The sequence below is a fragment of the Acinetobacter sp. NEB149 genome (genome assembly GCF_012516415.1).
Taxonomy (GTDB): Bacteria; Pseudomonadota; Gammaproteobacteria; order Pseudomonadales; family Moraxellaceae; genus Acinetobacter; species Acinetobacter lwoffii_V.
Window position 1 is genome coordinate 114,107 of record NZ_CP051209.1, and the last position, 12,094, is coordinate 126,200.

Annotated in this window: 10 protein-coding genes and 2 pseudogenes; 9 read left to right on the forward strand and 3 right to left on the reverse strand. The window is 38.2% G+C overall.

Features of this window, described 5'->3' with window-relative positions; genetic code table 11:
* Positions 1-52: 52 nt before the first annotated feature.
* Positions 53-799, forward strand: coding sequence for an IS5-like element ISAba31 family transposase (locus HGD77_RS16095; RefSeq protein WP_168731015.1), 747 nt, complete (start codon positions 53-55; stop codon positions 797-799).
* 320 nt (positions 800-1,119) lie between these two features.
* Here the strand turns inward: HGD77_RS16095 and HGD77_RS16100 are convergent, their stop codons facing one another.
* Positions 1,120-2,292, reverse strand: coding sequence for a replication initiation protein (locus HGD77_RS16100; RefSeq protein WP_004281973.1), 1,173 nt, complete (start codon positions 2,290-2,292; stop codon positions 1,120-1,122).
* 857 nt (positions 2,293-3,149) lie between these two features.
* Between HGD77_RS16100 and HGD77_RS16105 the strand changes: the two genes are divergently transcribed.
* Both HGD77_RS16105 and HGD77_RS16110 read left to right on the forward strand, forming a co-directional pair.
* Positions 3,150-3,923 carry a ParA family protein gene (locus HGD77_RS16105; RefSeq protein ID WP_004281972.1) on the forward strand — a complete coding sequence of 258 codons (774 nt, stop codon included), beginning with the start codon at positions 3,150-3,152 and terminating at the stop codon, positions 3,921-3,923.
* Between the two features lie 13 nt (positions 3,924-3,936).
* Positions 3,937-4,848 carry a ParB/RepB/Spo0J family partition protein gene (locus HGD77_RS16110; protein WP_004281971.1) on the forward strand — a complete coding sequence of 304 codons (912 nt, stop codon included), beginning with the start codon at positions 3,937-3,939 and terminating at the stop codon, positions 4,846-4,848.
* A gap of 49 nt (positions 4,849-4,897) precedes the next feature.
* Here the strand turns inward: HGD77_RS16110 and HGD77_RS16115 are convergent.
* Positions 4,898-5,612: pseudogene (locus HGD77_RS16115) on the reverse strand (IS5 family transposase).
* Between the two features lie 789 nt (positions 5,613-6,401).
* Here HGD77_RS16115 and HGD77_RS16120 point away from each other — a divergent pair.
* The 6 genes and pseudogenes from HGD77_RS16120 to HGD77_RS17205 all read left to right on the forward strand — a co-directional run.
* On the forward strand, positions 6,402-7,265 hold the full coding sequence (locus HGD77_RS16120; protein ID WP_004729973.1) for an IS982 family transposase: 864 nt from the start codon (positions 6,402-6,404) through the stop codon (positions 7,263-7,265).
* A gap of 225 nt (positions 7,266-7,490) precedes the next feature.
* Complete coding sequence (locus tag HGD77_RS16125) at positions 7,491-8,180, forward strand: GntR family transcriptional regulator (protein ID WP_168731016.1); 690 nt, start codon at positions 7,491-7,493, stop codon at positions 8,178-8,180.
* Between the two features lie 508 nt (positions 8,181-8,688).
* Positions 8,689-9,072 carry a transposase gene (locus tag HGD77_RS16135; RefSeq protein WP_005100287.1) on the forward strand — a complete coding sequence of 128 codons (384 nt, stop codon included), beginning with the start codon at positions 8,689-8,691 and terminating at the stop codon, positions 9,070-9,072.
* Positions 9,069-9,404 carry an IS66 family insertion sequence element accessory protein TnpB gene (tnpB, locus tag HGD77_RS16140; RefSeq protein WP_004282310.1) on the forward strand — a complete coding sequence of 112 codons (336 nt, stop codon included), beginning with the start codon at positions 9,069-9,071 and terminating at the stop codon, positions 9,402-9,404. Before HGD77_RS16135 ends, tnpB begins: the two co-directional genes overlap by 4 nt.
* Positions 9,405-9,478: 74 nt before the next feature.
* On the forward strand, positions 9,479-11,083 hold the full coding sequence (gene tnpC / locus HGD77_RS16145) for an IS66 family transposase (RefSeq protein WP_005100285.1): 1,605 nt from the start codon (positions 9,479-9,481) through the stop codon (positions 11,081-11,083).
* A 30-nt stretch (positions 11,084-11,113) separates the two neighbouring features.
* Positions 11,114-11,693 (forward strand): annotated as a pseudogene (locus tag HGD77_RS17205) (DDE transposase); the annotation flags it as partial.
* A gap of 19 nt (positions 11,694-11,712) precedes the next feature.
* Here the strand turns inward: HGD77_RS17205 and HGD77_RS16155 are convergent.
* The gene (locus HGD77_RS16155; RefSeq protein WP_004281965.1) at positions 11,713-11,886 is read right to left on the reverse strand and encodes a hypothetical protein; all 174 of its coding nucleotides are present in this window, start codon (positions 11,884-11,886) and stop codon (positions 11,713-11,715) included.
* Positions 11,887-12,094: the final 208 nt, after the last annotated feature.

Consider the following 12,094-nt stretch of genomic DNA (forward strand, 5'->3'; position numbering starts at 1 on the left):
AAAATAGCGAAGTAGTAAAATCAAATCGCCAAACCCAATTTTACTATTCGCTATGCCTCGTACCATGCTGACAGATCAACACTGGCAAAAGTTGAAAGTTATTCTGCGTAATTTATCCATTCACCACAACTCAAATTTACGCAATTTTATTGAAGCTATTCTCTATAGAATTAGAACAGGCTGTCCGTGGCGAGATATTCCTTCTTGTTTTGGTCATTCAAACTCTATTTTCAAACGTTTTAATCGTTGGTCAAGCAGCGGTAAGTTACTTAGATTATTCAAATTACTAGCCTCATGCCCCGATATGGAGTGGATTTTTATTGATGGCTCTCATGTACGTGCTCATCAACATTCTGCCGACATAGCGAATCAATCTATTTCTAAAAGTGCAGGAGGAAACTCCTCAAAAATACATTTGATTGTTGATGCACATGGCAATCCTATTGATTTCATGATTACCGATGGAACCACACATGATGTTAAAGTTGCGCCTGATTTAATATCAACATTAGATTTAAAAGAGACAAAAGTGGTATGTGCAGATAAAGGCTATGATTCAGAACCACTGCGTGAACAGATCAGGAAAACAGGGACTAAAGCGAATATACCAAAGAAAACAAATAGCCAATCAAACAATGACCATATGGACTGGTATTTATATAAAATCAGGCATTTAGTTGAAAATATGTTTTGTAGATTAAAGCAATTTAGAGGAATAGCTACTCGATATGACAAGCTCAAAAGAAATTATCAAAGTTCTGTTGCTTTAGCCTGTATATTTTTATGGCTACCTTTATAGGGTTAATTATGAACAGTAAATGTCAACAGACCCTAGTTATTTGTAGTCATAAATTTAGTCCCCACTTGTTTTTAAGTGGGGACTAAATTAAGGCTTATAGGATGAATTCATAAGGTGTGTTCAGCGAACACTTACGTTTTGAATAGATTTAAGGAATTAGGCAGACCTCATACCCAAGTTGTCACTTGAATTTGGATAACTTAGGGAAGATCTATATCTAAAGCCTTTATCCAACAGAGTCGTTTTTATCCTAGGGTCCTTACCACTTGTATTCTTTACAAACATATATCTAAAAAAGTGTAGCAAGTTGCTACACTTTTTTAGATAAGCTCTTTACCAAAAATATCATTCAGTCTTTCACGAATACTTTGAACGAATTCCGGATTATTTTTAAGTTTATGCTTCATATTTCGTTTAAAGTCATTCAGGCCCATACCAATTTCAGCAAAATCCATTTGGAATAAAGTGTCATTAATGACAATATTTGCTTGAGAGTCAGTGAGACATCCTACTTTTTTGAACCACTTCTTGAATTGCTGATAATTTTCATCATTATTAAAAATATACCAAGAACGTATATTCGTATCGAATTTCGCCCCCAATTCTTTTACGAATGCATTGTCTTCAAATGGAACATCAAGATAGATTTTTTCAATTACTGCAATTTCATCCGGTGCTTTATCAGCAACCCGATGATGCAGTTTAAAATTCACACCCACAATTGGACGGCCTTTCTTAACGGTTTCATATTCCAATTGTAGATCTGTATTTTCGTTAATTTCTGCCACTATTTTGTCTAATACATAGCGTCTAAAATCTACCCAGCGATCATATTTGGTTTCATTAATATCAATCAGTGCTTTCAAGTTTTCCAAAAGTAATGGCACTTCATAACTCTTTTGGTTGGCGTACTTGAATTCGTTTTTAATGAAATACGTATAAAGACTCATACTGGCAACAGAATCCAGGGCAAAAAGATGTTTTAGCTGGTAGGTAGTAAAATTCCCCCCAGCCAGTTGAGTGAAATACGGTAACACCTCACTGGTAAAACGAATCTGAATCGCATTTTTAGAGTCATCTTCCCATCTTAACTCACGGATAATGGGAACGACAGAATGTACTTTTTTAGTCTTTCTCTTACCATCATCAGCAGGCTCCTCAATAATAAAATGAGCCACCCGAGATGAAAGTTCTTTATAGATCCGGTCTATTGCAACATTAATTGAATTGCGTTTATTCAATCCTAGTAAATCTGCCAGATCATCCTTATACAAATAAATATAGGTTTGTTCAGTGATTTCACCATTTACCCTATTTTTCTCACTATAATTCGCAACTGCCATTGCATATAGAAGCGCCTTGTATTCATTGGCTGATAACTCGATTGGGCGAATTAAACGGTTACTGGTACTGACAACGCCATTATGGCGAATGTTGCCTATACAGTAAGGAATATAATTCGATTCTTCTTGCAATGGTTCAGATTCTGTCATAACCGTGATATTTATAATTTGACTTAGTTTTTATATACAAAAGTGGAAAAACTTTCAAGACTTTCACCACAAGATTCTAAAAGTGGAAGGCTTGTCATCAAAAAAAAGCGTTTTAGCCGGTTTTTTGCCTTTAAAGTGGAATTAAATATAATATTTCCACCCTATAGTGACAGACCTTCCACCTTTAGCCCCGAAATTACAGTTCAGAATGCCTATTTTTAGTTTTTTTCATCCGCATTCAGGTTGGTTAAGTCAGATAGAAACCCTGATGTGACGAGGCTTCCACCTTTCCGTTAGATTTGAAAGGTATAACTGCACATATAATCATCAGGAAATATCCAATAAAAATAGATTATCCACAGGTCAAGAATATACAGTGACAACCTTTCCACCTTTAAAGCTTGGTTACAAGACTTTATTAACAGCTTAAATCATTGTTTTTTAAATTACTTTTAAATAAAAATAGCAGTTTAAAAAATAGCAGTGACAAACCTTCCACCCTAGTGACAGACCTTCCACTTTACAGTGACAGACCTTCCACTTTACGGTGACAAACCTTCCACCTTACAGTGACAGACCTTCCACTTTACGGTGACAAACCTTCCACTTTACGGTGACAAACCTTCCACCTTTAAAATTCCAAGCATTTGTTTTATATGATAAAAATATGCTCCTAATTATTAATTAGCTAAATAACTAATTATTCTAATTATTAATTAAGCTAGCTTAGTTAAAGATTTATTTTTTAAGCTGTTTTACATCTGAACAAATAGGATTTATAAATTTAAAAACTATAGTAAGATGAGTGAAAGTTATTTATATTACTAGACATTCAAATACGGAAGCATCTGACACGCATGTCTGCAAAAATTATTACTGTTGCTAACCATAAAGGCGGATGTGGTAAAACAACGACTGTTGTGCACCTAGCCTCAGAACTTGCCAATCTGGGCAACAAAGTTTTAGTCATTGATTTAGATCCTCAAGCAAACGCAAGTTTACACATTGGGATCCAACATCCAAGCGAAATTGTTGTGACTACAGCAGAATTACTGGTGGGCGATATTTCGTTGTTGGCAGATGCATTACAAGAAGAAACGAACTTTGAAAAAGTATCATTAATTTATGGTTCCTTGAATTTAGGAAAAACAGAAGACCAACTAAAAGAAGAAGCTCCCCGTCCTTCTGAAGAGTTAAATATCAAGCTAGAACTGTTAAAAGATCTTTATGACTTCATATTGATTGATTGTCCACCTAGTCTTAAATTATTAACCAGCAATGCGCTGGCATCTTCAACCCATGTCATTATCCCTATCGAATCCGGATCACAATATGGACTGTATGGGGTAACAGATCTTTTAAACCATCTTGAAAAGATCAAACGTATTAATCCAAATTTAGAGCTTTTAGGCGCTTTACTGATTAAGCATGATGAACGTCAGAATGTTTGTAAATTGATTCGGGATGAAGCCTTGAAACAGGTGGGCAAAATTTTAGAAACTACCATTCCTCAAAGTACTAAAGTCAATCAAGCAGCGATTCTGCAACAATCACTTTTGAAAGTAGAAAAAAATTCAAAAGTACGTAAGGCTTTTGAAAGCCTTGCCAATGAAATTGTAGCGAAAGTTTAAACCTGAGAGCATTATGGCAAGCACCAAAGAGCTTTTAGCTCAGAAACTGAAACAGAATACAGAAAAACACCAGCAAGCACAGAAAGACAATATTAAAGAGCTGAAAGAGTTTAGACGTAATGTCCCTATTGAGGATATCAGCCGCAGTCCAAACCAGCCACGTAAAGTCTTTGAAGAGTCACTGTTAAAAGAACTGGCGGATTCCATTGATGAAATCGGCCTTTTGCAGCCCATTACAGTGCGTAAACTGGATAATCTGAAATATGAACTAATTGCAGGCGAGCGACGCTTACGGGCGCATCAGTTACTCGGCAAGTCTGTGATTGAAGCCATTATCATTGATGCAAATAATGTAGAAGCGTCTTTGTTAACCCTAGCAGAGAATTTAAAGCGTCAGGATCTGACAGATTATGAGATTTTTATTGGCCTGAACTCACTTGATGAGAAATTAAAGAAAAACAAGCAACGTTTAGCCAATTCACTGGGTTTAAATCGCGAAGATATGTACAAGTATTTAGCGTACGAAAAACTGCCTCAAGCAATTTTAAATGACCTTGATGTGGAACCAGGCCTGCTAGGTCGTACTGCTGCAACTGCATTCAAAAAATTTCTGTCGGATCATATAGAGCAACTTTCTGAGGCCGAAAAGGCTTTGCTAGGGGCTTGGGAAAAAGTAAAAGACAAAAAACTAGAGCAAAGTAAAGTTACTGCCTATGCTGAAAAAATATTGAGTCAGGATCCAGGAAAACTGACCACAACATCTGTGGTTAGAAAAATTGAATATGCAGGTAAGATTGCGGGGAATATCAAACTCAATCAAAAACAGCTTAAGGTTTCTCTGAATATCTCGGAAATTGACGAAGCTAGTCTCTTACAACTAGAAGATTTTTTAAAACAGCTTATTCAGAAAAGTGAAAAAGTGTAGCAAGTTGCTACACTTTTTTTGACAATCTCAAACTAGGGCGTGTTATCAATTAAGCCAGAAAGATCGCTGATAAGAAGTTTTGAGCCAATTTATCATAGCGTGTGGCAATAGCACGATATTGTTTGAGCTTGGCAAAAAAATTCTCGATCAGATGTCTTGCCTTGTAGATATGTCAATCATAATCACGCTGATCAATAGAATTACTTTTCGCTGGCATCACAACTTGACCCTTCGCCTCTAAAATTGGATCAATGACCCGATCCCTAGAGTTGTAGGCTTTATCCATAAACCAGGTCTGGCTCAACGATAAGTCCAGCAACACATCTGAACCGTTTAAGTCATGGACCTGCCCATTCGTGAGATAAAATCCTGTCGGGTTGCCTAAAGCATCAGTACGGGCATGAATTTTGGTGCTTAAGCCCCCTTTACTGCGCCTAGTCGCCTGATTTCCCCCCAGCGCTGTGTTGGTAAGCACATACAATGGGGTGGAGTCTAACATGACATATTCATTGTCAAGGTCATGTGACAGCACTTCAAAGACTCTCTGCCACACACCTGTTTTAGCCCAACGACTAAAACGAGTATGCACTACTCTAAAATCACCAAAGCGTTCGATTAAGTCTCGCCACGGGATACCTGAACGATACCGCTTCAACAAATAGTCGGTTATCTTTGGCCGTTACTCCAACAGTACCCATTCGTCCATGTAACAGATCTTTAATCTGTTCCCACTGATCATCTTTTAATGCATAGCGTTTAGTCATGAAAAAATTATGAGGACCGGTAAGATTTTCTCAAGCTAATTGATGACACCTTAATTCAAAATAAAAAACGGTTTTAAATATTATTTCTATAAATTTCAATGTTACACTGACTTATAACAGGTTTTAATTGATTCCGCTTAGATGATATATGGGACCTAAAAAATTAACTAATTAACTTATGTCCATGACAAAATTATAAATAAATGGACATATATCAATGATGTATGGTTGTTTTTTTATAATAAATAGCCTAAGTGCTCGTTAGTGAATAGATGTTTTTTTGGTGCGGTATAATTACCTGAAAATCCAGACATCAGTTATAAAATGAGATAAATTTTGAAGGACGCCAGCTTTAAACCGCAGCTTTCATTTTTTGTCTACATACAGCAGTCCAAGACGTTACCCAGTGTCACGTTACGGAACCGCACTCAGTGCGCTTGCCGGATTCAACAGTCTGGAGATCTTAGTATATTGCCCTATAAAGCTCATTTTATTAAAGATAATCTTTAATAGTCAAAGGCATTCAAATGTATAGATAGGGACTGTGTCAGGAAATGTGCTAGTAGAGGTGGGCAATAATGTCTAGAATCAAGGTACGTGATTTTCTCAGTCGACTATTACGAATAGCCGCCGATTTTGTAGATGCCTTTTAATTAGATTAGACTGTCACCACTCTCCTAGACAAATTTAGTCTAACCTGAGTTCGACATAAAAAATAAATAAAAAAAAGCCTTAGCATCTGTAATATCTTGGTTACGAAGACAAAACATTTCAGAGCAAGGCTTTTTCATGGACTATATTACCGAATTATTTTGTATCTTGGATGATTTCTGCAAAAAGTTTAATGAATCTTTAGAGAAAGCTCTAATTTCTGATCAAAAAACAACAATGAAAAAGTCAGCTTTAAGCTTGTCTGAAGTCATGACCATTGTCATTTTATTTCATAAATCCGGGTTTAGATTTTTCAAATATTTTTATTGTCATATGATCATCCCATTTTGGAAATCAGCTTTTCCCAAGCTTCTTAGTTACAATCGTTTTATTGAAATTATGCCGCGTTGTTTGCAAGCTTTGAGTAGTTTCTTCCATCAAGTTAAAGGAGAAGATACCGGAATTTGTATTATTGATTCGACTAAATTGGTCGTTTGCCATAATCTTAGAATTAAAAGACATCGTGTATTTAAAGGCTTAGCTGGTCGTGGTAAAAGTAGCACAGGTTGGTTTTATGGATTTAAAGTCCATATTGTTATCAACAACTTGGGTGAAATTATTAATCTCAAGATTACATCGGGAAGTGTTCATGATGTTGCTGTACTTGAATCTTTAACCCAAGAGTTAAAAGGTATTTTACTGGGCGATAAAGGCTATCTGAGTAAAGCAAAAACTGAAGCTTTAGCAGCAAGGGGGCTCAGACTATTAACCCCGTCACGCAAGAATATGAAAAATAAACCCATCCAAACTGAAGAAGAAAAACAATTGCTTTGCAGAAGAGGATTGATCGAAACAGTGAATGATCAGTTAAAAAACTTACATCAAATTGACCATTCACGTCATCGTTCGGTGAATAACTTTATGGTGAATATTATGGCTGCTATAGTGGCTTATTGCTTAAATCCAAATAAGCCAACTTTCCAAAACTTGCTAAAAAGCTAAAATATTTCATCGAACTCAGGTTAGTCTATTCTTTTTGCATAAATGAGAATATTATGAGTGGACAACGATATTCTCTCAGAATCACGTATCAATCATGCTGCTAAACATTCTCATTAAAACAAGGGAATGCATCTTTTTACTGATCTGTACCTTGTTTTCAATTTTCCTCTGTTCTTTAATTTAGTACTATCTTTATCACTTATGAGCACTCACTGGATTCACTGAATGAAGTATATGGAAATCAGAGATTTGATTGAGGCTGAATTGAAAAATTACAGTTCTAATCAAATAATTCCATCCGAACGGTACTTGGCATTAAAGTTTGACTGTTCAAGGGAAACAGTGCGTAAGGCCTATGAACAGCTTCGTGCCGAAGATAAAATTTTCAAACGGCAAAATCTCGGCTGGTTCGTGAGTAATAAAAAAATTCAATATTATCCAAACTCAATTGAAAATTTTCGTTCTTATATGAAGGCACAGGGTTTTAATGCCAGAACTGAACTGATCTCGACCAGACAGCTGCAGCGATTGGATCACAGTAATCTTTTTAGCGAAGAAAATCGTAAATTGGGCTTTATTGAAATTATCCGTTTACGTTATGCTGATGATGTACCAGTACTTCTAGAATATAATTATTTACCTGTTGCGCTGTTTCCAGATGTGCTGAATTATAATGTGATTACTTCGGTCCAAGATGTCATTAAAAATCACTTTCATTATAATTACACGAGTAGTCAGTTAAAAATTAAAAATACCAGTGTGTCTCATTTTGAGAGCCAGCACTTAGGTATTCCTTTAAGTCAAACCGCCACTTATATTGAACGTATTTCAAAATCAGATGATCTAGTGATTGAATATGACATCGAAATCTGGTCACAGGACAAAATTGAAATGACCTTAGATATTCAAGCATAAGCTTATATTTATATCCTGCCCATTCAAATCCTAAGAAGTTAAATGGTTTTAGGATTTTTTTTATTTTCTTAGATTAGACCTCCTTCATAAATCATTCTTACTCAGTTGCAAATTATAAATTCCAGCAACTAGATTGAATCTCAAAAGGGGGGCTTTTAGCTCTACTGCGATAACGTTCTGAAAGTATTTTGAAAGTTTTTAGACTGCCAAATACATACTTAATTTCTATTCTTCTTTATTGATTTCCTGATTATAGATTTTTAGTTCAGGATCCAGTTTACAGCGGCTTTTGGCCTCTAATGGCAACAGGGTATTGGGATACAAAGTATAAATCCTTTGATAACCTCTATCTGTAAGAACAAAGGTTCCTGAAGGGATCTGGTTTAAATTGTGTTTGAACAATTCTAAATCAAGCGTAATTCGTAAGCGTCCGCTGAACACACCTTATGAATTCGTCCTATAAGCCTTAATTTAGTCCTCACTTAAAAACAAGTGGGAACTTAAATTTATGACTACAAATAACCAGACATCCATCGCATCTCTTACGATAATACGAAGAACATATAGTGCTGAATTTAAACAGCAGATCGTTCAGGCGTGTAAAGCATCGGAGGTTTCAATTGCTTCGGTCGCTTTGCAACATGGATTGAATACACATCTTGTATCCAAATGGATTCGCTTAATTGATGCTAAGCCAGGGAATGATCGCTCACTACTACCGAATAAACCTGCATTTATTGCCTTATCTTGCTCTGCACCATTAGATCCTATTTCTACTGGCATGTTAACGGTTCAAATTACTTTACCCCACTCAAAAGCAGAAATTGGCTTGAAATGGCAAGTATCAGAAATATCTGCTTTAGCAAAATTACTCAAGGCACTTACAACATGATCCGTATCGATGAAATCTGGTTGTCTACTCAGCCCATGGACATGCGTGCAGGTATGGATACGGCCATGGCTCAGGTGGTGAGAGCCTTTGGCTACATCAAACCGCATTGTGCTTACCTGTTCTGTAATAAACGTGGCCATCGCATGAAAGTGCTGGTACATGATGGACTGGGGATCTGGCTGTGTGCTCGGCGGTTGGAACAGGGAAAATTCCACTGGGCTAAAGTTCACCAGGGTGAAAGCGTAGCCCTCAGCCCGGAACAGTTACAGGCACTGATCCAGGGTTTGCCCTGGCAGCGCATTGGACAACAGCAGGTAGTGACGATGCTCTAAACCAGGTTGGTGCATTCTGCTATTCTCCAAACGTTCTATTTCCTCTGCGTCATGACCTCAGGCATACTGCGGTCATGAATACGCTGCCTGACTTAAGCCAACTGACCCATGAACAACTGCTGGAATTTACCAGACAGTTGGCAATGCAGCATCAACAACTCGCAGAAGATAACCAACAATTAGATACCAAAGTTCAGCATCTTGAAGCATGCAACCAACATCTTTCCATTCTCAATCAAAAATACGAGCATGAACTGGCGCTGTTTAAAAAGCACAAATTCGGCAGTAAAAACGAACATCTCACCGCAAAACAAATCCATCTATGGGACGAAGCGGTCGAAGAAGATATCGCAGCCGTTGATCTAGAATTAGAACGATTAAATGCAGATAAAACCGATGCAGCGACACAGAAAGCCACAGTCAACAAACCTAAACGTCGACTGCTGCCCGATCATCTACACACCATCCGTATCGAGCATGAACCAACATCAACCCAATGTGCTTGTGGCTGCCAGTTACGTCGTATCGGCGAAGATATCAGTGAAAAATTGAATTTCAGACCGGCACAGTTCTATAAGGAACAGCATGTGCGTGGCAAATGGGTCTGTGATCAGTGTGACACCCTGACTCAGCAAGCGATGCCCGCCTATGTGATTGATAAAGGTATTGCCAGTCCTGAACTGCTTAGCCATGTGTTGGTCTCGAAATACGCAGATCATTTACCGCTGTACCGTCAACGTCTGATCTATCAGCGGGCGGGAATCGAGCTTTCTAGATCAACTTTATCTGACTGGATAGGTCGCTGCGGTGTAGAGCTGGAGCCTCTGGCCAATGCTTTAAAAGAGGTGGTGCTGCAACAGCGGGTGATCCATGCCGATGAAACACCAGTCACCATCATGCGGATGGGTGATGATGAGAAAAAACCGAAGAAAGGTTATGTCTGGGCCTATGCAACAACCCAATATAATCCAATTCAAGCCGTGATCTATGACTTTCAGGATAGTCGTTCAGGCCAGCATGCTGAAGCGTTCCTGAAAGACTGGCAGGGCCATCTGGTCTGTGATGATTACAGTGGTTATAAAGCACGCTTTAAATCAGGCCAGGTCATTGAGGTGGGCTGCATGGCGCATGCGCGTCGTAAATTCCATGAACTGCATGTGACCGGGAAAAGTCAGGTCGCTGAACAGGCCTTAGTGCTGATTCAGAAACTGTATGCCATAGAAGCAGAACTCAGGAAAAAGACCGATGGTACAGCAGAACAGCGCCGCGAATACCGACAACAGCATAGTCAACCAGTGATGCAACAACTGTATGAATGGCTCAACCAGCATCAACTGACGGTGCCATCGAGTTCTCCAACCGCCAAGGCCATCAATTACACTCTGAAGCGTTGGCCAGCTTTAAGCCGCTATCTGGATGATGGCAATCTACCGATTTGCAATAATTGGGTGGAAAACCAGGTGCGGCCTTGGGCGTTGGGACGTAAGAACTGGTTATTTGCAGGTTCGCTGCGTAGTGGTCAGCGAGCGGCAAACATCATGACTTTAATCCAGTCAGCAAAGCTGAATGGGTTGGATCCATATGCCTATTTAAGTGATGTGCTGAAAAGATTGCCGACCCATAAAGTGACCCAAATAGAAGAATTACTGCCACACCGCTGGAAACCTGAACCGAATTAAAAATAGACATGGGGTTCAGCGGACGCTTACCGTAATTCTCAGCATGACTTTCATATCAGGATGCCAATATCAGCAAATGCCAAGAAACTTAATCCAACATTAGGGGGTATTGGGAAGTGCGTTTGATTGAAGTTGAGCAGAAAGGGAAAATTAGACGTTATATCACTTTATTAATGAACCCAAAGACACAGCCACTGATAGGCTTGGCGAAGCTTTATGCTCAGCGCTGGGAAATAGAAATGTGTTACCCAGAAATCAAAAGTGATTTACAGGAGGGCAAGCATTTGAGGAACAAGCAACCTGATTTAGTTTGTCAATAATTATGGGGGGCTTTATTGCCTACAATATTCTAAGAAGACAAATGAAACATATGGCTCAACGTGCAAAAGTCAGTCCTTTGAGAATCAGCTTTCATATTGCATCTATTGGCATTCTGAATATATTAAGATTCGACTCTTTAGACTCCGCAGGTAATTTACCTAAACATTTAGAAAGTTTACTGGAAAAATCTAAGAGATATGTTTTGCCTGAGAGGGGAGTGAGGAGTTGCCCACGAGTTGTGAAAGGAACACCACAGAAATACTCAAGAAAATGCCAGTCAATTTCTTAACTGACCGGCATCACTTTAATTAAGGGCTTTCAGATGATTCAGATTTTTTGTCTTTCTCATTTCCATAATCTAAAGCAACCTGTTGCGCTTCGGCGGCGGCAGTTGCTTCTATTGGGATGGATTCATCTGCAATAGCTACTGTTCCAGTAAATCCAAATAAGCTCAGGATTAGAATCTTTGAATACTTTTCCATCTGAATTTCCTCTGCGTTTCTAAAACTTAATTTCAGTGTAGAGGGTAAGTTTAAATTCCGATGTATGAGCTATGTCTGCATATGTAAGATATTCAGGATCCAAGTTATAGAACCTCGGGTTTATGTAAGAATACTTATCGGATGAGTTTTTTTGTAGCGTTGACTGGCCAAATACAGACCGATTTTCTTGAAAATCTTTTATAGGGAA